This is a genomic window from Variovorax nivicola, from assembly GCF_051216475.1.
Classification (GTDB): domain Bacteria; phylum Pseudomonadota; class Gammaproteobacteria; order Burkholderiales; family Burkholderiaceae_C; genus Variovorax.
Map to the genome: position 1 here is coordinate 971,126 of NZ_JBPJZK010000001.1, position 21,234 is coordinate 992,359.

General features: G+C 67.0%; 18 protein-coding genes. 14 read left to right on the plus strand and 4 right to left on the minus strand.

Going from position 1 to position 21,234, the window contains the following annotated elements; genetic code table 11:
* The first annotated feature begins 29 nt into the window (after positions 1–29).
* Entirely contained in the window at positions 30–485 is a 456-nt protein-coding gene (locus tag ACSFBF_RS04580) for a DUF3592 domain-containing protein (protein WP_435465132.1), read from the plus strand.
* Positions 486–582: 97 nt separating this feature from the next.
* Positions 583–741: a DUF3309 family protein gene (locus tag ACSFBF_RS04585; RefSeq protein WP_093054714.1), complete on the plus strand. Its 159-nt coding sequence runs from the start codon at positions 583–585 to the stop codon at positions 739–741.
* A 70-nt stretch (positions 742–811) separates the two neighbouring features.
* Here ACSFBF_RS04585 and hrpA read toward each other — a convergent pair whose 3' ends face one another.
* Entirely contained in the window at positions 812–4,600 is a 3,789-nt protein-coding gene (hrpA, locus tag ACSFBF_RS04590; protein WP_435465923.1) for an ATP-dependent RNA helicase HrpA, read from the minus strand.
* A gap of 469 nt (positions 4,601–5,069) precedes the next feature.
* Between hrpA and ACSFBF_RS04595 the strand changes: the two genes are divergently transcribed.
* The 10 genes from ACSFBF_RS04595 to ACSFBF_RS04640 all read left to right on the plus strand — a co-directional run bounded on the left by ACSFBF_RS04595 (position 5,070) and on the right by ACSFBF_RS04640 (position 17,279).
* A complete protein-coding gene (locus tag ACSFBF_RS04595; RefSeq protein WP_435465133.1) occupies positions 5,070–7,052 on the plus strand; it encodes an AAA family ATPase in 1,983 nt (660 codons plus the stop codon).
* A 49-nt stretch (positions 7,053–7,101) separates the two neighbouring features.
* On the plus strand, positions 7,102–8,448 hold the full coding sequence (gene argA / locus ACSFBF_RS04600; protein ID WP_093054709.1) for an amino-acid N-acetyltransferase: 1,347 nt from the start codon (positions 7,102–7,104) through the stop codon (positions 8,446–8,448).
* A gap of 35 nt (positions 8,449–8,483) precedes the next feature.
* Positions 8,484–9,122, plus strand: a complete 639-nt coding sequence (locus tag ACSFBF_RS04605) for a LysE family translocator (RefSeq protein WP_093173888.1) — start codon at positions 8,484–8,486, stop codon at positions 9,120–9,122.
* An 86-nt stretch (positions 9,123–9,208) separates the two neighbouring features.
* The gene (gene dapC / locus ACSFBF_RS04610) at positions 9,209–10,420 is read left to right on the plus strand and encodes a succinyldiaminopimelate transaminase (protein WP_435465134.1); all 1,212 of its coding nucleotides are present in this window, start codon (positions 9,209–9,211) and stop codon (positions 10,418–10,420) included.
* 44 nt (positions 10,421–10,464) lie between these two features.
* A complete protein-coding gene (dapD, locus tag ACSFBF_RS04615) occupies positions 10,465–11,289 on the plus strand; it encodes a 2,3,4,5-tetrahydropyridine-2,6-dicarboxylate N-succinyltransferase (protein ID WP_435465135.1) in 825 nt (274 codons plus the stop codon).
* A gap of 66 nt (positions 11,290–11,355) precedes the next feature.
* Entirely contained in the window at positions 11,356–12,504 is a 1,149-nt protein-coding gene (locus tag ACSFBF_RS04620) for a PilT/PilU family type 4a pilus ATPase (protein WP_435465136.1), read from the plus strand.
* 16 nt (positions 12,505–12,520) lie between these two features.
* Positions 12,521–13,699 carry a succinyl-diaminopimelate desuccinylase gene (dapE, locus tag ACSFBF_RS04625; protein WP_435465137.1) on the plus strand — a complete coding sequence of 393 codons (1,179 nt, stop codon included), beginning with the start codon at positions 12,521–12,523 and terminating at the stop codon, positions 13,697–13,699.
* A complete protein-coding gene (gene prmB / locus ACSFBF_RS04630; protein ID WP_435465138.1) occupies positions 13,696–14,577 on the plus strand; it encodes a 50S ribosomal protein L3 N(5)-glutamine methyltransferase in 882 nt (293 codons plus the stop codon). The genes dapE and prmB overlap by 4 nt, the downstream gene beginning before the upstream one ends.
* 168 nt (positions 14,578–14,745) lie before the next feature.
* On the plus strand, positions 14,746–16,740 hold the full coding sequence (locus tag ACSFBF_RS04635; RefSeq protein WP_435465139.1) for an ABC-F family ATP-binding cassette domain-containing protein: 1,995 nt from the start codon (positions 14,746–14,748) through the stop codon (positions 16,738–16,740).
* Between the two features lie 35 nt (positions 16,741–16,775).
* A complete protein-coding gene (locus tag ACSFBF_RS04640) occupies positions 16,776–17,279 on the plus strand; it encodes a hypothetical protein (RefSeq protein ID WP_435465140.1) in 504 nt (167 codons plus the stop codon).
* Here the strand turns inward: ACSFBF_RS04640 and ACSFBF_RS04645 are convergent.
* Complete coding sequence (locus ACSFBF_RS04645; protein WP_435465141.1) at positions 17,230–17,466, minus strand: hypothetical protein; 237 nt, start codon at positions 17,464–17,466, stop codon at positions 17,230–17,232. The genes ACSFBF_RS04640 and ACSFBF_RS04645 overlap by 50 nt on opposite strands.
* Before the next feature lie 3 nt (positions 17,467–17,469).
* The gene (locus ACSFBF_RS04650) at positions 17,470–17,703 is read right to left on the minus strand and encodes a helix-turn-helix domain-containing protein (RefSeq protein ID WP_435465142.1); all 234 of its coding nucleotides are present in this window, start codon (positions 17,701–17,703) and stop codon (positions 17,470–17,472) included.
* A 70-nt stretch (positions 17,704–17,773) separates the two neighbouring features.
* Between ACSFBF_RS04650 and ACSFBF_RS04655 the strand changes: the two genes are divergently transcribed.
* The gene (locus ACSFBF_RS04655; RefSeq protein ID WP_258355096.1) at positions 17,774–18,490 is read left to right on the plus strand and encodes a helix-turn-helix domain-containing protein; all 717 of its coding nucleotides are present in this window, start codon (positions 17,774–17,776) and stop codon (positions 18,488–18,490) included.
* 302 nt (positions 18,491–18,792) lie between these two features.
* Here the strand turns inward: ACSFBF_RS04655 and ACSFBF_RS04660 are convergent, their stop codons facing one another.
* On the minus strand, positions 18,793–19,353 hold the full coding sequence (locus ACSFBF_RS04660; protein WP_435465143.1) for a fasciclin domain-containing protein: 561 nt from the start codon (positions 19,351–19,353) through the stop codon (positions 18,793–18,795).
* Positions 19,354–19,712: 359 nt separating this feature from the next.
* Here ACSFBF_RS04660 and ACSFBF_RS04665 point away from each other — a divergent pair, with 359 nt between their 5' ends.
* Positions 19,713–21,215 (plus strand): efflux transporter outer membrane subunit, encoded by a 1,503-nt coding sequence (locus ACSFBF_RS04665; RefSeq protein ID WP_435465144.1) that lies wholly within the window; start codon positions 19,713–19,715, stop codon positions 21,213–21,215.
* Positions 21,216–21,234 lie beyond the last annotated feature (19 nt).

Genomic DNA, 21,234 nt, shown 5'->3' on the forward strand with positions numbered 1-21,234 from the left:
ACACTTTCGGCAGCCGCGCACCGACGACGATGAAGAAGCACCCAGTCGCCATCGTCAGGCTCGTTTTCAGCGTGGTCGGCGCGCTGCTGTGCGGCATCGCCCTGCTGCTGTACCAGCATACGTCGGCCTTCATCGCGTCGGCCAGCCGCACGGAGGGCGAAGTCACGAAGCTGCTGCATGTGGAAAGCTCCAAAAGCAACAGTTCGGGCACCTGGAAGCCACTGGTGCGCTTCAAGGCGCCGGGCGGCGAGATCATCGAGTTCACGCCGTCGAGCAGCAGCAACCCGCCGGCCTACGACGTCGGCGAGAAAGTCGAAGTCTTCTTCGAACCGCGCAACCCGCAGGACGCCATGCTGAACGGCTTCTTCTCGCTGTGGGGCGGAGCCGTCATCACCGGAGGCATTGGCCTCGTTTTCCTGCTGGTGGCGGTGGCGATGCTGTTCCTGCCTGCGCAGGCGCCGGCAACGCGCCGACGGCCAGGGTAGGACGTTCACCGACCACCGAAGGGGCGGCTCTCCGGCGATCCGCGCGACATGTCGGGGGGAGCATGAAAGCTCGTCACAACAACGCCCTGGAGAAAACATGTCGCTCTCGTTCATTCTGCTGATCGTCCTGATCCTGATATTGATCGGCGCGCTGCCGAGCTGGGGATACAGCCGGGCCTGGGGCTATGGTCCCAGCGGCGGTGTCGGCCTGGTCGTGCTGATCGTCGTGATCCTGGTTCTCATGGGACGCATATAGGCCCAGGCACACCGTAAAGAAAAAGCCCGCGCAAGCGGGCTTTTTTTCGTCCACTGCGGCGGCCTGCGGATCAGGCCTGCAGCTGCGCCCAGGCCTTGTCGAGCCGCTTCACGCTCACCGGCTGCGGCGTGCGCAGCTCTTGTGCGAAGAAGCTCACGCGTAGCTCTTCGAGCAGCCAGCGGAACTCGAGCATGCGGTCGTCCACCACGCCCTTGCGTTCGGCCACAAGGCGCCAGTAGCGCTGGTCCTGCGGCTTCAGCTCGGCGAGCTTGGCGGCATCGCGCGCCGGATCGGCGCGCAGCTTGTCGAGCCGCAGGACGATCGCCTTGAGGTAGCGCGCGAAGTGCTGCAGCTGCGTCCACGGCGCATCGGCGATAAAGCGCTTGCCGACGAGCCGCTGCAACTGCTGCGCGGCGTCCTGCACGGCGTCGGGCTGGATCTTGGTCTCCTTGATCTTGCGCGCGGCCGCCGCGTATTCGATGAGGATGGTCGACGCGAGCCGGGCCACCTCGTTGGCGATCAGCGTGAGGCGCCCGCGCCCCTCTTCCAAGCGGCGCTTGAACGCGAACTCGTCGGTCGGCAACGGCTCCTGCAGGAAGGCGCGGTCGATCGCCACGTCGATGATCTGCGTGCGCAGCTCCTCGGAAGTGCCGAGCGGCATGTAGGCCACCGACATCTTCTGCAGATCGGGAATGTTCTTCTCGAGGTACTTGAGCGCATCCTTCAGCTGCAGCGCGAACAAACGGCGCAGGCCGGCGCGGTGCTTGGCGGCTGCCACGGCGGGCTCGTCGAACACTTCGATGGTCACCGCGTCGCCTTCGTCGCGCAGCGCCGGGAAGCCGATCAACGATTGCGAGCCGCGGCGCACTTCCATCAGCTCGGGCAGCTCGCCGAAAGTCCAGCCCGTGTAGCGCTGGCCGGCGGGCAACGCAGCGGGTGCTGTCGCCTGGCTCGCATCCTTCGCAGGCGCCCCGGACTTGCCTTCGGGCACAGCCGCCGCATTCTTCTCCGGCGACGCCTTGACGTTGAGCCCTGCCAGCGCCTGGAAGGCACCACGCGCCTGCGCACCAAGTTCAGCCTTCAGCGCACCGAGGTTGCGCCCCATGCCCAGTTGCCGCCCGTGCTCGTCGATCACGCGCAGGTTCATGAACAGGTGCGGCGGCAACATGTCGAGCTTGAAGTCCGCGCGCTTGACGTCGATGCTGGTCATGTCGCGCACGCGCTTGAGCAGCACGTCGGTCAGCGAGCCCGTGCCGAACATCTCAGGCACGGCGAGTTCTTCCGCCAGCTTCGACGCCGACTCGGGCAGCGGCACCAGCCGCGAGCGCGGCCGTTGCGGCAAGCTCTTGAGCAGTGCCTGGATCTTGTCCTTGAGCATGCCCGTCACCAGCCACTCGCAGCGCTCCTCGCTCACCTGGTTGAGCACGAACAGCGGCACGCTGACCATGAGGCCGTCCTTCGCGTCGCCGGGCTCGTGCAGGTAAGTTGCGGCGCAGTCCACGCCGCCGAGCCGCAGCGTCGGCGGGAACGATTGCGTCGTGATGCCGGCCGCCTGGTGGCGCATCAGTTCGTCGCGTGTCAGGAACAGCAGGCGCGGTTGGTCCTTCGAGGCATGGCGGTACCAGTTCTCGAAGGTGATGCCGCTGGCCACGTCGGCAGGCAGCTGTGCGTCGTAGAAGGCAAAGATCAGTTCGTCGTCGACCAGCACGTCCTGCCGACGCGACTTGTGCTCCAACCCTTCGACCTCGCGCACCAACTTGCGGTTGGCCTGCAGGAAAGGGAACTTGCTTTCCCACTGCCCAGCGACCAGCGCCTCGCGGATGAAGATCTCGCGCGCCGCGACGGGGTCGACCTTGGTGAAATCGACACGCCGGCCGCTGTAGACGACGAGGCCGTACAGCGTCGCACGCTCCAGCGCAGACACCTGCGCGCCCTTCTTCTCCCAGTGCGGATCGAGCAGCTGCTTCTTCAGCAGATGCCCCGCCACCTGTTCGAGCCACTGCGGCTCGACGTTGGCAATGCCGCGCCCGAAGAGCCGCGTGGTCTCGACCAGTTCGGCCGCGACGATCCAGCGGCCCGGCTTCTTCTTCAGGTGCGCGCCAGGGTGCTTGTAGAACTTGATGCCGCGCGCGCCGAGGTAGGCCTCGTCGTCTTCGAGCTTCCAGCCGACATTGCCCAGCAGGCCCGCGAGCATCGACAGGTGCAGCGGCTCGTAGCCGGCCGGCTCCGCGTTGAGGCGCCACTTGTGCTCGGTGACCACGGTGAGCAGCTGCGAATGAATGTCGCGCCATTCGCGCACGCGGCGGATGTTGATGAAGTTCTGCCGCAGCAGCTGTTCGTATTGCCGGTTGCTGAGCTTATGGGTGTCGCCATGGCCGCCGCGCGCGTCGGCGATCCATTTCCACAGGCGAAGGTAGCCGCTGAACTCGCTCTTCTCGTCGTCGAACTTCGAATGCGCCTGGTCGGCCTGCTGCTGCGCTTCCATCGGGCGGTCGCGCACGTCCTGCACGCTGAGGGCCGAGGCGATGATGAGCACTTCTTCAAGCGCACCGCGCGAGCGGGCTTCCAAAATCATGCGGCCCACACGCGGGTCCAGCGGCAGCCTCGACAGCTCGGCGCCGGTGTGCGTGAGCTCGTTGGCGTCATCGACCGCACCCAGCTCGTTCAGCAACTGGTAGCCGTCGGCAATCGCGCGCGGCGACGGCGCCTCCAGAAACGGGAAGCGCGCCACGTCGCCGAGGCGCAGTGACTTCATCCGCAGGATCACGCCGGCCAGCGACGAACGCAGGATTTCCGGATCGGTGAAGCGCGGGCGGCCTTCGAAATCCTTCTCGTCGTAGAGCCGGATGCAGATGCCGTTCGCCACGCGCCCGCAACGGCCCGCGCGCTGGTTGGCCGCGGCCTGGCTAATCGGCTCGACCAGCAACTGCTCGACCTTGCTGCGGAAGCTGTAGCGCTTGACGCGTGCCGTGCCGGTGTCGATCACGTAGCGGATGCCCGGCACGGTGAGTGAGGTTTCGGCCACGTTGGTGGCCAGCACGATGCGCCGGCCCGTGTGGCCGTCGAAGATACGGTCCTGCTCGGGACCCGAGAGCCGCGCGAACAGCGGCAGCACCTCGGCATTGCGCAGCAGCGGCTGGTGGCTCAGGTGGCGGCGCAGATGGTCGGCCGCCTCGCGAATCTCGCGCTCGCCGGGCAGGAACACGAGGATGTCGCCTGCGTTGTGCGGATCGCGCCAGAGCTCGTCGACGCCATCGGCAATCGCGTCGTTCAGGTCATGCTCGCGCGATTCTTCGAAGGGCCGGTAGCGCTGCTCCACCGGGAAGGTGCGGCCCGACACCATGATGGTCGGCGCCGGTCCCTTGGCCGATGCGAAATGCTGTGCGAAGCGGTCGGCGTCGATGGTGGCCGAGGTGACGATCACCTTCAGGTCGGGCCGGCGCGGCAGGATCTCGCGCAGGTAGCCCAGCAGGAAGTCGATGTTCAACGAGCGCTCGTGGGCCTCGTCGATGATGAGCGTGTCGTAGGCCTTCAGCAGCGGATCGGTCTGCGTCTCGGCCAGCAGGATGCCGTCGGTCATCAGCTTGACCGAAGCGTCGCGCGACAGGCGATCCTGAAAGCGCACCTTGAAGCCGACCACGTCGCCCAGCGGCGTCTTCAGCTCTTCGGCAATGCGCTTGGCCACCGAGCTCGCGGCGATGCGGCGCGGCTGCGTGTGGCCGATGAGCCGGCCCTTGCCCGGCTCGGCGTTGAGCTTGCCGCGGCCCAGCGCGAGCGCGATCTTCGGCAGCTGCGTGGTCTTGCCCGAGCCCGTCTCGCCGCAAACGATCACGACCTGATGCGCCGAGATGGCGGCCATGATCTCGTCGCGCCTGCCCGAGACAGGGAGCGATTCGGGGAATTCGATGCGAAGGGGTGTCGTGGTCGTCAAGGGAAAACAGGCGTCGGGCTGGCGCGGCGGGCAAACCGTCGATTATCGGTGCGCACGGCGGTTGTTGCAGAGCATCCACAGCACGCTGTTCCGTTGCAACACGATCCGTAAATAGTCTTTACTCAATTGCAAACCGCTACTACGATCGCGTCCATGTCCTGCCTTGCCCCCACCACCTTGCGCCGTCGCTGCGCAAGCCATGCGCCCGCCGCGCATGGACGGGTCAAGTTGCCTCGCCCGGCCTGAAGCCCGCGCCCTCGCTCACGTCGGCGCGCTTCAAACACCGAAGCGCCGCAACCGACACCCACAGCGTCTTGCCTGCTGACTCCTTCATGCCGAAGGAGCGGCCGCCTTTCCGTACCTGTTCGATTCAAAAGAATCAAAGAAGAAAAACACCATGTCCAAAGACATTCATTCCCGTCTGCACGCAGAGCTCGCCGAGCGCACGCTCCACCTGCAGACCGTCGCCGAAGCCCTGAAGACCGAGCTCTTCGGCATCGACGACATCATCGACCGCGTGATCGATTCGCTGCGCGCCTGGTATGTGCTGCCCCAGCTCATCAGCCGCCCCGTGATCGTCTGCCTCTGGGGCCTTACCGGCACCGGCAAGACGCAACTGGTGCGCACGCTAGCGCAGCACCTGGGCTTCTACGACCGCTTCATCGAAGTGCAGATGGACGGCTTCAGCCATGGCTCGGGCCACCACAGCCGCGGCTCCATCTCGGCCATGCTGGCCGAATCGGGCATCGCCGAAGGCATGCCCGGCATCCTGGTGCTCGACGAGTTCCAGCGCTTTCGCACCGTCGACAGCGGCGGCAACGACGCCAAGGTCGAGCGCTACCAGGACGTGTGGGCACTGCTGTCCGACGGCCGCCTGCCGCCCGCGCTCTCGATGCTCGGCGAGATCGAGTCTTCGCTCGCGTACGCCGAATACACGCAGGACCGCGACGGCACCGACAAGAAGAAATACGACAAGAAGCGCAAGCTGCACCTGTCGCCCTGGGAGGCGCGCGAAGTGAAGCGCTGCCTGAAGCTCTCCGAGACCCTGCTGCAGATCATGGCGTGGAAGCCCGCCGAGGTGCACGCGCGCCTGCGCGCCTTCCGCGACACGCAGCAGAGCTGGGAGACCGACTACAGCAAGCTGCTGGTGTTCGTCTCGGGCAACCTCGACGAGATGTACGCCGAGACGGCCCAGCGCGTCGAAGACTGCGACACCGACGCCGACATCTTCCACGCGCTGACGAAGAAGCTCTCCGTCATCGACGTGAAGAAGGCGCTGGCCGAGCGCTTCCGCCCCGAACAGATCGCCCGCCTGGGCAACAACCACGTGATCTACCCCTCGTTCAACCGCGCGACCTACGTGCGCCTGATCCTGTCGATCTGCGACCGCTACGTGGCCGAGATCCAGGAAAGCTCCGGCGTGCGCTTCGTGCTCGACGCGAGCGTGTACGAGCAGATCTACGCCAACGCCGTGTTCCCGGCGCAAGGCACGCGCCCGTTGTTCTCGTCGATCCACGCGATCCTGAGCGCGACGCTGGTCAATGCCGCGCTGTGGGCGCTGGAGCAAGGCGCCGACGGCAGCGAGCCGGTGTGGCTCACGCTGGACGCGGGCGCGTCGTGCATCACGGCCAAATACCGCAAGGCGCGCCGCCAGTTTCCGGTCGCGCTGGAGCTGAGCCGCCTCAAGCAGCGTTCGAGCGAGGACTTTCGCGCCCTGCTCGCCGTGCACGAGGCGGGCCACGGCGTGGCCTACGGCCTGCTGTTCGCCCGCGCGCCGCAGGAGATCAAGATCAACGTGGCCTCGTTCGAGGGCGGCTACAACAGCTACGAGCAGCGCAAGGCCTGGTCGAAGGAGAACCTGCGAGACCGCATCTGCGTGAGCCTCGCGGGCCGCGCCGCCGAGCAACTGGTGTTCGGCGAGCAGGCCTGCACCTCGGGCGCCACGCAAGACTTCATGCAGGCGACCGCCTACGCAGCGCAGTACGTGCGCCACTTCGCCTTCGGCACGCGCCTAAGCCGCACCGACGTCGCGAACGACCCGGGCGACAACGTCAACACCGACATCGAGGCGACCAACCCCGAGATCGAGGCCCTGCTGGCGCAGGAGCACGCACGCGCGCTGGCGCTGCTCGACGCGCACACGCCTGCGCTGATGGCGGTGGTCGACGCGTTGCTGCGCGAAGGCTCCATCGCGCCGGCCGAACTGGCTGCGATGCTCGAGCTACCAGACCCGGCGGCCGGTGCCGCGACAGACGCCTATGCGGCACTGCTGGCAACCTTCCGCGCCCGCAACGCCGGCCTGCCACCGCCGACGCCGCCCGGGGGCTCCGGAGCGGCCGTTCCCGCGAGCGCAGCCCGCGTGCTGCGCGCTATCGCCTGAATCGCCCGAGTCAGGCAAATGACGCCTCATGAATGCACAATCACGCCCCATGTCCACCGTCTTCAATTTCACCTTCGTGCCCTGGTTCCGCTCGGTCGCGCCCTACATCCACACGCACCGCGGTAAGACTTTCGTGGTCGGCCTGGCGGGTGAGGCGATTGCGGCGGGCAAGCTGCAGAACATTGCGCAAGACCTGGCACTGATCCAGAGCATGGGCGTGAAGATCGTGCTGGTGCACGGCTTCCGGCCGCAGGTCAATGAACAGCTCGCGGCAAAGGGCCACGAGGCGCGCTATTCGCATGGCATCCGCATCACCGACGAGGTGGCGCTCGACTCCGCGCAAGAAGCCGCCGGCCAGCTGCGCTACGAGATCGAGGCCGCCTTCAGCCAGGGCCTGCCCAACACGCCGATGGCGGGCTCGACGGTGCGGGTGATCTCGGGCAACTTCATCACCGCGCGACCGGTGGGCGTGGTCGACGGGGTGGACTTCAAGCATTCGGGCCTGGTGCGCAAGGTGGACGCGGCCGGCATCCGCCGCACGCTGGACTTCGGCGCGATGGTGCTGATGTCGCCCTTCGGCTTCTCGCCCACCGGCGAAGCCTTCAACCTGACGATGGAAGAGGTGGCCACCAGCGTCGCCATTTCCATCCAGGCCGACAAGCTGATCTTCCTCACGGAAATCCCCGGCATCCGCATCGACAGCGAGCTGCCCGAGAGCGAAGACAACCCGATCGACACCGAGCTGCCGCTGGACGCCGCCGAAAAGCTGTTGGCCTCGCTGCCACCGGCCCAGAAACCGACCGACACGGGCTTCTACCTGCAGCACTGCGTGAAGGCCTGCAAGGGCGGCGTGGAGCGCAACCACATCCTGCCGTTTGCGCTCGACGGCTCGCTGCTGCTGGAGGTGTACGTGCACGACGGCGTCGGCACCATGGTGATCGACGAAAAGCTCGAAAGCCTGCGCGAAGCCACGGTGGACGACATCGGCGGCATCCTGCAGCTGATCGAACCCTTCGAGCGCGACGGCACGCTGGTCAAGCGCGACCGCAACGAGATCGAGCGCGACGTGGGCCACTACACGGTGATCGAGCACGACGGCGTGATCTTCGGCTGCGCGGCGCTCTACCCGTACCCCGAGGCGCGCACCGCCGAGATGGCCGCGCTCACGGTGTCGCCGCAATCGCAGTCGCAGGGCGACGGCGAGCGCATCCTCAAGCGCATCGAGCACCGCGCCAAGGCCATGGGCCTGGACAGCATCTTCGTGCTCACCACGCGCACCATGCACTGGTTCCTGAAACGCGGCTTCCAGCAGGTCAACCCCGACTGGCTGCCCGAAGCACGCAAGCGCAAGTACAACTGGGACCGCAAGAGCCAGGTACTGGTCAAGAAGATCTGACCGGCCGCTGAAAACCTACCAAGGAGACTGCCCCGATGACGCTCGCCACCGCCCTTCTCTTCGCCATCGTGGCCTTCGCGGCCATCGCCACGCCCGGCCCCACTGTGCTGCTGGCGCTCAGCAATGGCTCGCGCCACGGCGTGCGCCGGGCCCTGCCGGGCATGTTGGGCGCGGTGCTGTCCGACTTCGTGCTGGTCGGCGCCGTGGCGCTCGGCCTGGGCGCGCTGCTGGCGGCGTCGGAGTTCTGGTTCTCGATGCTGAAGTGGGTCGGCGCGGTGTACCTGGCCTGGCTCGGGCTGCGCATGCTGCGCTCCAAGGGTGGCTTCCATCTTCCGGCGGCCGATGCAGCGCCTTCGGTCACGGCGGGCGAAAGCCGGCGCATCTTCTTCAAGTCTTTCCTGGTGGCGGTGACCAACCCCAAGGGCTACATCTTCTGCTCGGCCCTGCTGCCGCAGTTCATCGATCCCTCTGCCGCACAGGCGCCCCAGTACATCGTCATTGCCCTGATCTTCGCGGGCCTGGACATGGCCGTGATGCTGGCCTATGCCTTTGTCGGCGCCCGCGCGATCCGGCTGCTGACCGTGTCGGCCACGCGCTGGATCGATCGCGCCTGCGGCGGCATGCTGCTGGCGCTGGCCGGCTCGCTGGCCTTCTACCGGCGCAGCGCGGCCTGACGCCTGGCAGCCGTAATGGCCGCCGTCGTCGTTGCCAGTAGCCGCTTCGACAGGAGCGGTAACACCTGTCACCGATAATCCCGGGCATGAATCCCCTGCTTTCCCGGTTGCAACCCTATCCCTTCGAACGGCTGAAGCAACTGTTCGCGGGCGTCACGCCCAACCCCGAGTTCCCGGCCATCAGCCTGGGCATTGGCGAACCCAAGCACGCCACGCCGGGCTTCATCAAGGACGCGCTCAGTGCCAGCCTCGGCGCACTGGCCGCCTACCCCGCCACCGCCGGCGACCTGGCGCTGCGCACCGCCCTCACCGACTGGCTGAAAACCCGCTACAGCCTCGCCCTCGACCCCGCCACGCAGGTGCTGCCCGTCAATGGTTCGCGCGAAGCCCTGTTCTCACTGGCGCAGACCGTGGTCGACCCCACCGTTTCGCCGCAGCCGGTGGTGATGTCGCCCAACCCGTTCTATCAAATCTACGAAGGCGCGGCCCTGCTCTCGGGCGCCGAGCCTTACTACGTGGCGAGCGTGCCCGCGCGCAATTTCGCGGTCGATTGGGACAGCGTGCCCGAGGCCGTCTGGGCCCGCACGCAACTGGTGTTCGTCTGCTCGCCGGGCAATCCGACGGGCGCGGTGATGTCGCTGGACGAGTGGAAGAAGCTCTTCGCCCTGTCTGACCGCCACGGCTTCGTGATCGCCGCCGACGAGTGCTACAGCGAAATCTACTTCCGCGACGAGCCCCCGCTCAGCGGCCTCGAAGCCTCGGTGAAGCTCGGCCGGCCCGACTTCCGCAACCTGATCGCGCTGACTTCGCTGTCCAAGCGCAGCAACGTGCCCGGCCTGCGCAGCGGCTTCGTGGCGGGCGACGCGGCCATCATCAAGAAGTTCTTGCTCTACCGCACCTACCACGGCAGCGCCATGAGCGGCACCGTGGCGGCGGCCAGCATCGCGGCCTGGGGCGACGAGTCTCACGTGGTCGACAACCGCGCCCAGTACCGCGCCAAGTTCGCGGCCGTCACGCCGCTGCTCGAACCCGTGCTCGACGTGCGGTTGCCCGACGCCAGTTTCTACCTCTGGGCCGGCGTGCCAGAAGTGTGGGCTGGCGACGACGAAGGCTTCGCCCGCGCGCTCTACGCTCAATACAATGTGACGGTTCTGCCGGGGAGCTATCTCGCGCGCGAAACCGCGCACAGCGCCAACCCAGGCCGCGGTCGTATCCGCATGGCACTGGTGGCCGGAACGGCCGAATGCGTGGAGGCCGCCGAGCGCATCGTCCGCTTCTGCAAGGACGCCCGCCGCTGACCCGCTTTCCTGCCCGCACCCATTTTTCACCCGAGACCTTCTCAATGACCCAGCAACTGCAACAAATCATCGACGCCGCGTGGGACGACCGCGCCAACATCTCGCCCACCGCCTCGTCGGCCGAAGTGCGCGACGCCGTCGAGCACGTCATCACCGAGCTGAACAACGGCAAGCTGCGCGTGGCCACCCGCGAAGCCGTCGGCCAGTGGACCGTGCACCAGTGGATCAAGAAGGCCGTGCTGCTGTCGTTCCGCCTGAAGGACAACGAGCAGATGCAGGCCGGCTCGCTCGGCTTCTACGACAAGGTGCCGACCAAGTTCTCGCACCTGTCGGCCGGTGAGCTGAAGGAATCGGGCGTGCGCATCGTGCCGCCGGCCGTGGCCCGCCGCGGCAGCTTCATCGCCAAGGGCGCGATCCTGATGCCCTCGTACGTGAACATCGGCGCCTACGTGGGCGAAGGCACCATGGTCGACACCTGGGCCACCGTGGGTTCGTGCGCACAAATTGGCGCCAACGTGCACCTGTCGGGCGGCGTCGGCATCGGCGGCGTGCTCGAGCCGCTGCAGGCCGGCCCCACCATCATCGAAGACAACTGCTTCATCGGCGCCCGCTCGGAAGTGGTCGAAGGCGTTGTGGTCGAAGAAAACTCGGTGCTGTCGATGGGCGTGTTCATCGGCCAGAGCACCCCCATTTATGACCGCGCCACCGGCGAAACCCACTTCGGCCGCGTGCCCTCCGGCTCGGTCGTCGTGGCCGGCAGCCTGCCCAAGGACAACGGCCGCTACAGCATGTACGCAGCCATCATCGTGAAGAAGGTCGATGCCAAGACGCGTTCGACGACCTCGCTGAACGACCTGCTGCGCGACTGATCGGCCCCTTCAAGGCCGAACCCTTTTCCCCTTAGAGAAAACAACAGCACCCGAGGAGAGAGACCGATGAACATGATGGAGCGAATTCTTCGTTTGATGGCCGAGCGCAAGGCCTCCGACATCTACCTCTCGGCCCACTCCCCGGTGCTGATCCGAATCAACGGCATCTGCGTGCCCATCAACGCGCAGGTGCTGCCGCCGAGCGCACCGCTCGCGCTGCTGTCCGAAGTGGTGCCCGCCGCCCGCATCCAGGAGCTGGAAAGCACGGGCGAACTCAACATGGCCGTCGCCCTCGAAGGCGCCGGCAACTACCGCGTGAGCGCCATGCGCCAGCGCGGCACCTACGCGGTGGTGGTGCGGCACATTGCCGCCGACATCCCGAGCTTTGCCGATCTGAACCTGCCCGACATCCTGAAGACGCTGATCATGGAAAAGCGCGGGCTGATCCTGATGGTCGGCGCCACCGGCGCGGGCAAGACCACCACGCTGGCCTCGATGCTCGACTACCGCAACGAGCACGCCAGCGGCCACATCCTCACGGTCGAGGAGCCGATCGAGTTCACCTACACAAACAAGAAGTCGGTGGTGAACCAGCGCGACGTGGGCAGCGACACCACCTCGTTGCAGACGGCGCTGAAGAACGCGCTGCGCCAGGCGCCCGACGTGATCCAGATCGGCGAAATCCGCGACCGCGACACCATGACCGCCGCCATCGCCTACGCGCAGTCGGGCCACCTGTGCGTGGCCACGCTGCACGCCAACAACAGCTACCGCGCGCTGAACCGCATCCTGAGCTTCTTCCCGGTCGAGGTGCGGCCCACGCTGCTGGGCGACCTGGGCGGTGCGCTGCGCGCCATCGTGTCGCAGCGCCTGCTGCGCACGCCGGCCGGCGGCCGCGTGCCGGCGCTGGAGGTCATGCTCAACACCGCGCTGGTGGCCGAGCTGATCGAAAAGGGCGACTTCTCCGCGGTGAAAGAAGCGATGGAAAAGTCGATGGCCGAAGGCTCGCAGACCTTCGAGGAAGACATCGCCCGCCTCATCACCGAAGAGCGCGTCACCCGCGAAGAAGGCCTGTCGCAAGCCGACTCGCCCACCAACCTGATGTGGCGCCTGCAGAACCGCGCCGCGCCCAAGCCGCAGGTCGACGACCGCCACCTGACCGACCAGGTCGATGAACCCACCTTCACCGACATCACGCTCGACGTGAAGTTCTGAACCAAGCCCTTTCCCGATGTCCCGTACGCTCCAGCTCGCCGAACAACTCATCTCGCGCCCCTCCGTCACCCCCGACGATGCGGGCTGCCAACAGATCCTCGGCGAGCGGCTGGCGCAACTGGGCTTCGCGCTGGAAACCATCGAGAGCGGACCGGCCGACTTTCGCGTGACCAACCTGTGGGCGGTGCGCCGCCCCGCGAACGCGGTCGCGACCAAGACGCTCGTGTTCGCCGGCCACACCGACGTGGTGCCCACCGGCCCCGTCGAGCAATGGACCAGCCACCCCTTCACGCCCACGCACCGCGACGGCAAGCTCTACGGCCGCGGCGCCTGCGACATGAAGACCTCGGTCGCGGCCTTCGTGACCTCCATTGAGGAATTCCTGCAGGCCGTGCCCGAGCCGAAGCTCACGCTTGCCCTGCTGCTCACCAGCGATGAAGAGGGCCCCGGCGTCGACGGCACCGTCATCGTCTGCAATGCACTGGCCGCGCGCGGCGAGGTCATCGACTACTGCATCGTCGGCGAACCCACTGCCGTGGAGCGCTGCGGCGACATGATCAAGAACGGCCGCCGCGGCACCATGAGCGGCAAGCTCACGGTCAAGGGCGTGCAGGGCCACATCGCCTATCCGCACCTGGCCAAGAACCCTGTGCACACCGTGGCGCCTGCACTGGCCGAACTGGTGGCCATCAACGCCGCCGGCGGCTGGGACGCCGCGAGCAACCCTTACTTCCAGCCGACCAGCTGGCAGATCAGCAATTTCCACTCCGGCACCGGCGCGAGCAACGTGATTCCGGGCAGCGCGGTGATCGACTTCAACTTCCGCTTCTCGACCGAATCCACACCCGAGTCGCTGCAGCAGCGCGTGCACGCCGTGCTCGATGCGCACCAGGTCGACTACACGCTGGCCTGGACCATCGGCGGCCTGCCCTTCCTGACCACGCCGGGCGAACTGGTCACGGCCGTGCAGGGCGCGATCCGCGACGAGACCGGCATCGAGACCGAGCTGTCGACCAGCGGCGGCACCAGCGACGCTCGCTTCATCGCCAAGATCTGCAAGCAGGTGGTCGAACTCGGCCCGGTGAACGCCAGCATCCACAAGATCGACGAGCGCATCGACGTGGCCGAGATCGAGACGCTGAAGAACATCTACGTGCGCACGCTGAAGCAGCTTGATGCTGCGCTTGCGGCATGAGCACGGTCATCGAACTGATCGAGTCGGGCGCCAAGCGACTTGAAGAAGCCGGCGTGGCCTTCGGCCATGGCACGGCCAACGCCTTCGACGAAGCTGCCTGGCTCGTGCTGTGGCGCCTGAAGCTGCCGCTGGACGACATCGACAGCGTGGCCGACAGGCCCGTGTCGCCTGCCGACGCCGGCAAGGTCGCCGCGCTGATCGACGAGCGCATCTCCACGCGCAAGCCCGCCGCCTACCTCACCAAGGAAGCCTGGCTGCAGGGCGTGCCCTTCTACGTGGACGAGCGCGCCATCGTGCCGCGCAGCTTCATCGCCGAGCTGATCGCCGACGGCAGCATCGACTACTGGCTGGGCGAGCATACGCAGCGCGTACTCGACCTGTGCACCGGCAACGGCAGCCTCGCGGTGCTCGCGGCGCTGACCTACCCGGACGTGACGGTGGACGCGGCCGACCTGTCGGTCGAGGCGCTCGAAGTGGCAGCCATCAACGTCACCCGTCACCAGCTGGACGCCCGCGTCACGCTGATCGAATCGGACGGGCTGAAGAACCTGCCCGGCCCGTACGACCTGGTGCTGTGCAACCCGCCCTACGTGAACAGCGCCAGCATGGCCGCCCTGCCCGCCGAATACCGCGCCGAGCCTGAACTGGCGTTGGCCGGCGGCACCGACGGCATGGATTTCGTGCGCCAGCTGTTCGCCGACGCGCCCTCGCGCATGAGCGAGCAGGCCGTGCTGGTGCTGGAAATCGGCAACGAGCGCGACTATTTCGAGGCCGCCTTCCCGCAGCTCGAAGTCGTCTGGCTCGAAACCTCGGCGGGCGAGGACCAGGTCTTGCTTGTGACGCGCACTGCCGTGGTGGCCGGCGCTGGCGTGCGTTAGCGGCGCCCGCCCCCAAGCCCCTTCAGCCGCTTTCTCGCTGCCATTGGCCGCGAAACCCCATTCACCGGGCCATTTCCCGCGCCTCACGCGCCTTTCCCCTGCGCTTTTGCCCCCTTTCGCCGGGCCGCAAAGGACGGACGGGATAATCGCCCCTACGGTTCCTCTTTCATGATTACTCTCAAAAACGTCATTCTTCGCCGCAGCGCCAAGGTTCTGCTCGACGGCGCTACCGTCACCCTCAACCCCGGCGAAAAGGTCGGCCTGGTGGGTCGCAACGGCGCCGGCAAGTCGACCCTGTTCGCCCTGCTCAACGGCACGCTGCACGAAGACGGCGGCGATTTCTCCGTTCCCAAGCATTGGCGCATGGCCCAGGTGGCGCAGAACATGCCCGAAACCGAAGAGTCGGCAACCGACTTCGTGGTGGGCGGCGACACCCGCCTGACCGAGCTGCGCGAGTCGCTGGCCGCCATCGAGGCCGCCTACACCGAGAACCCCGACGACGCCGACATCGGCATGGAACTCGCCCACGCCTACACCGACCTGGCCGACGCCGGCGAGCACGACGCCGTGCCGCGCGCGCAGGCGCTCATCCTGGGACTGGGCTTCAAGTCGCACGAGCTCGACGAGCCCGTCAACAGCTTCTCCGGCGGCTGGCGCATGCGCCTTCAGCTGGCCCGCGCGCTGATGTGCCCGAGCGACCTGCTGCTGCTCGACGAACCCACCAATCACCTGGACTTGGACGCGCTGGTGTGGCTCGAAGCCTGGCTGCAGAAGTACCCGGGCACCATGATCGTCATCAGCCACGACCGAGAGTTTCTCGACGCCGTGACCGACGTCACCCTGCACATCGCCAACGCCCAGCTCACGCGCTACGGCGGCAACTACAGCAAGTTCGAGGACATGCGCGCTCTGCAGATGGAGCAGCAGCAGGTTGCCTTCAGCAAGCAGCAGGACAAGATCGCCCACCTGCAGAAGTTCATCGACCGCTTCAAGGCCAAGGCCAGCAAGGCCAAGCAGGCGCAAAGCCGGGTCAAGGCGCTGGAGCGCATGGAGCGCGTGGCGCCGCTGCTGGCCGAGGCCGACTTCACCTTCGAATTCAAGGAGCCGGGCAACATCCCTAACCCGATGCTGTCGATCAGCAATGCCAGCTTCGGCTATGAGATCGAGAACGAAGAGCCCAAGACCATTCTGCGCGGCGTGAGCCGCTCGGTGCTGGCGGGTCAGCGCATCGGCATCCTGGGCGCCAACGGCCAGGGCAAGTCGACGCTGGTGAAGACCATTGCGCGCGAAATGGGTGCGCTGGCCGGTCAAGTGACCGAGGGTAAGGGCCTGAACATCGGCTACTTCGCGCAGCAGGAACTCGACGTTCTGCGCCCGCAAGACACCCCGCTCGAACACATGGTGCGCATGGCGCGCGAGCTGGGCAGCAGCGTGAAGGAAGCCACTGGCGAGCAGGCGCTGCGCGGCTTCCTCGGCAGCTTCAACTTCAGCGGCGACATGGTCAAGCAAGCCGTGGGCACCATGAGCGGCGGCGAAAAGGCCCGCCTGGTGCTGGCAATGATGGTGTGGCAGCGCCCCAACCTGCTGCTGCTCGACGAACCTACCAACCACCTGGACCTGGCGACCCGCGAGGCGCTGGCCGTGGCGCTCAACGAGTTCGAAGGCACGCTGATGCTGGTGAGCCACGACCGTGCGCTTCTGCGCTCGGTGTGCGACGAGTTCTGGCTGGTGGGCCGCGGCGTGGTCGGCGATTTCGACGGCGACCTGGACGACTACCAGCGCTACCTGCTCGACGAAGCCAAGCGCCTGCGCGAAGAGGCCAAGGTGGCCGTGCGCGAGGCGGCCGTCAGCGCGGCGGCTGCGGCCGCTGCTGTGCCGGTGGCAGCGCCCGCCGCCCCGCAGCAGCGCAAGCAGGACGCCCAGGAGCGCCAGCAGCGCAGCGACCAGGCCAAGCCGATCAAGCGCGAGATCGCCCAGATCGACGAGCGCCTGGCCGCGGCCGGCACCGAGCGCACCGCGCTCGAGGCACGCCTGGCGCAACCGCTGCCTCCCGCCGAGATCGCCGAAGCCGGCAAGCGGCTGAAGGCGCTCAACGATGAAATCGGCCGCCTCGAAGAGCGCTGGCTGGCCCTATCGGACCAGCTGGAAGCGCTCGCGGCCTGAACGAGCCTGGAAGCCGACAACAAGGGAGCCGCTGGATGCCGTCTGCAATCGAACTGGCCCGGGGTGACGAAAAACTCATCGCCGCCGTGCACCGCAGCCGCCGCCTCATCACCCGCAAGGCGCTGATGGCGGCCGCGGCCAGCGCCGTGCCCCTGCCCGGCATCGACTGGATGGCCGACGCCGCGCTGCTCTCGCGGCTGGTGCCGCAGATCAGCGCGGAATTCGGCCTCTCGGTCACCCAGGTCGAAAAGCTCGCGCCGCACCAGCGCGAGCGCATCCAGAAGGCTGCGACCACCGTCGGTGCCCTGCTGGTCGGGCGGCTCGTCACGCGCGACCTGCTGCTCCGGCTGGCCAAGCACGCGGGCGTGCGCCTCACCGCCAAGCAGGCGACCAAGTACGTGCCCATTGCCGGGCAGATCGTGTCGGCTGCGCTCGGCTATGCGGCGCTGCGCGCGCTGGGCGAGCAGCACATCAAGGACTGCGTGCGCGTCAGCTCCACCCTCGCTCTCGCGCCGCCCGAAGCGCACGCGAGCGCCTGAGCGCCTCGCGGTCGAACAGCACCTGCGCCGCCCACGCCGCGCAGACCAGCCCGAAGCAGCCACCGCCGGCGATGGCCGGCCGCGCCGCAATCAGCCCGACAACCAGCCCCACCAGGGACAGCAGCGCCACCAGCACGCACAGCGCGCGGTCGAGCCACAGGCCCGACGGCAATCGTCCGCGGCGCACGGCCTATTCATTGATCGATGGCTGGCGAAAGACCTGCGGCGCGGGCTTGAGCGCTTCTTCTTTCACCCGCTGCTCGTAGGCGGCCAGCAGCGCGAGGTAGTGGCGCGACATGACGTCGCCCACCCTCCCCAGGCCGATCTTGCTGACCGTTGGCTGCGGAATACCGGTTCTTTGTTCGATCTGCTTCTGCGTGAGCCCCATGGCCCTCAGCGCCAGCACCAACTCGCGTGGCTTCATGGCATTACTCCCTGTTTTTAATATTCTAGAGTTTGGGAAGAATATTCGTTTGGGCTTAAATCCCCAACCGATGGAGAGCATTGCCACACGCGCATTGGCCGCGCGCAAATTCGCCAAGATGACCCAGAAGCAGGCCGAAGCGGCTTCCGGCGTCAAACAGTCCAGCATTTCCAAGATCGAGCGGGGGGACGTCAGCCGGTCGATGAGCGTGCTCGCACTGGCACGCGCCTACCGCGCCGATCCGAACTGGCTCGACACCGGCGACGGCCCCGCGCCCTGGGACGAAGACCAGATCCGCCAGGCCCGCGACAAGGCCAATGAGCCGCCGGGCCCCTACCGGGTGACGCACATAGCGCCGTTGATTCCGTCGTTCTCGCCCCGCACGCCCGGCACCGTGCCGCTCATTTCCTGGGCGGATGCCGCCAACTGGGACAGCCACGAGGTCTCGCAACAGCCGCGTGCCGAGCGCTGGATTCCCTGCATCGCCCACCACAGCCTCCAGAGCTACGCCTTGCGCGTGCGCGGCGACAGCATGACCGCGTCCAGCGGCCATCTGAAGAGCTATCCCGCAGAGTCGATCGTGTTCGTCGATACGTCGCTGAGGAAGCCCGAGGACGGCGAACGCATCATCGCGAAGCTCGAGGACAGCGGAGAGGTCACCTTCAAGGTCTACAAGGAAGACGACGGCCGTCGATGGCTTCTGCCGCTGAACCCGAAGCACGAGCCGGTGCGCGAGGCCTTCACCGTGCTGGGTACCGTCGTCGGCAAATGGGAAGACGAAGACTGAGCGAAGACGGGCAAAGAATTAGCGAGGAATGAGCCTGGAACAAGATTCCAGCAAGGTCAGGTTGCGTGCAGGTTCACAGGCGATATTCATGTCTCTCCCTGTGGCCTGCATCCTCTGATCCTCCCTCCTCCAGCAGGTCACCTTCAAGCCCGCCTCGTGCGGGCTTTTTTTTGAACACTTGTTGCTCGCCCCCAGGCTGCGCGCACTTCGTGTCGCTTCTCCTTCCCCCTACCGGGGGCAACACCTGAGGCCCGGCGGAGCCGGTTCCTCGGTGTTTCTGGAAGGGAGCGGCACCGCCGCGCTTATTTGGGGAGGAGCACCTTGTTGACCACGTGGATCACGCCGTTCGACTGGTAGACGTTGGGAATCGTCACCGTGGCGGTGCCGCCTTTCTCGTCGGTGAGGGTGATCTTGCCGCCCTTTTCCTTGGCTACGAGCGTGCCGCCTGCCACGGTCTTGAGTTCGGCCGAGCCCTTGCCGGCCTTGATCTCCTTCTTCAGCGCGGCTGCGTCGAGCTTGCCGGCCACCACGTGGTAGGTCAGCACGCCGGTCAGGGCGTCCTTGCTCTCGGGCTTGAGCAGGGTGTCGACGGTGCCGGCCGGCAGTGCGGCGAAGGCCTCATTGGTCGGCGCGAACACGGTGAACGGACCCGGGCCCTTGAGCGTGTCGACCAAGCCCGCGGCCTTGACGGCTGCAACCAGCGTCGTGTGGTCCTTGGAGTTGACGGCGTTGTCAATGATGTCCTTGGTCGGCAGCATCGGCGCGCCGCCCACCATGACCGAAGCCGCGAGGGCCGAGACCGCGCCGGCGGACAGTGCGATGGCGAGAGAAACGGCGGCGAGGCGATGAAGTTTGCGCTGCATGAAGATGCTCCTGGTTGAATGAATGACCGACCACTACGAAATGGCAGCGGCTGTCTTCAATACGGGGCCCCGTGCGGAACAGATTCGGCGGTAGCGAAAAGAAAAAGACCCCGCCGCGGGCGGCCGCGTTTCACGCCTCGCCCGCGCACTTCGCGCCATGTAATACCAATTTCGTCGCATCGCTCTCGCGATGCAGGGTGGCGGCGACGAGACTTCAGAAAAGTCAGGTATCCCGGGCGTTCCGGGTGTACAACCGCTGCCCCATGCCAAATCAAGAAAACAATGCGTTGGAGGGTTCCCCCAGTTCTCCGCGCGCGGCTTCCGCGCGCCGGCGAATAGGGCGGCCTGCCCATGGCGCCGTGCTCGGCGCCGTCCTGCTGCTGTTGAGCGCCTGTGCAGTCGGCCCCGACTTCAAGACGCCCGACCTGCCGGCCGCCGCCAGCGGCGCCGACTACACGCCCGCACCGGTGCCTGCGCGCACAGCACAGGCGAACGTGCCGGCCGGCCAGGCCCAGGAGCTGCTGGCGGGACGCGACATCCCTGCCCAGTGGTGGGACGTGTTCCGTTCGGAGCCTCTCGACCGGCTGATCCGGGCCTCGCTCGCGCAAAGCCCCACGCTGGCTTCTGCGCAGGCAGCATTGCGCCAGGCCGAGGCCACGTATGACGCCAAGTCGGGCAACCTGCTGTGGCCGCAGGTCACAGGGCAACTCGGCGTGCAGCGCGAGCGCGCATCCGAAGTCAGCACACAGGTGCCGGGCGGCCAGCTGCTCACGCTGTACAACGCCTCGGTCAACGTCAGCTACAACCTCGACGTGTTCGGCGGCTCGCGCCGGCAGATCGAAGGCGAACGGGCCGCTGTGGAAGCGCAGCGCTACCAGGTCGAGGCGGTCTACCTCACGCTGACCTCGAACCTCGTCACCACCGCCATCCGCGAAGCCTCGCTGCGCGCGCAGTTGCAGGCCGTGCGCGAGGTGCTGCAGGCGCAGCGCGAGCAGCTGAACGTGATCGAAAAGCAGTTCGACACCGGCGCGATCGCGAAGTCGATCGTGCTGCAGCAGCGCACGCAGGTCGCGCAGACGGAGGCCACAGTGCCGCCCATCGAGAAGTCGCTCGCGCAAACGCGCCACCAGCTCGCGGTGTTCGCGGGCCGGCTGCCGTCCGAAGCGGGCCTGCCCGAGTTCGACCTCGCAAGCCTCTCGCTGCCGCAGGCACTTCCGGTGTCGCTGCCCTCCGAACTTGCGCGCCAACGCCCCGACGTGCGTGCCAGCGAAGCGCAGCTGCACCAGGCCAGCGCGGCAGTCGGCGTGGCCACGGCCAACCTCTATCCGCAGATCCAGCTGAGCGCCAGCTACGGCAACAGCGCCTTGCGGGCGCGCGACCTGTTCACCGGCCCGACCACGCTGTGGAACATCGGCGCCGGGCTCACGCAGCCGCTCTTCAACGGCGGCGCCCTGCGTGCACAGCAGCGCGCGGCGGTCGCGGCCTACGACTCGGCCGCGGCGCAGTACCGCAACACCGTGCTCGGCGCCTTCCAGAACGTGGCCGATGCCTTGCGCGCGCTCGAACTCGACGCCGTCGCGCTGCAGACCCAGGCCACGGCCGAATCGCTTGCAAGGCAGTCGCTCGACCTGTCGACCGCGCAGTTCCGCGCCGGCGCGGTGAGCTACGTCACGCTGCTCACCGCGCAGCAGGCCTGGCTGCAGACGCACACCGCGCTGGTGCAGGCGCAGGCCGCGCGCTATGCCGACACGGCCGCCCTCTTCCAGGCGCTCGGCGGCGGCTGGTGGAACCGAGGCGCGCTGGCCGATGCGGTGATCGCACCGGGGCAGCAGCCTGCGGCGCAGCCCGCCGCACAGAACTGACCGAACACCTCCATCAAAT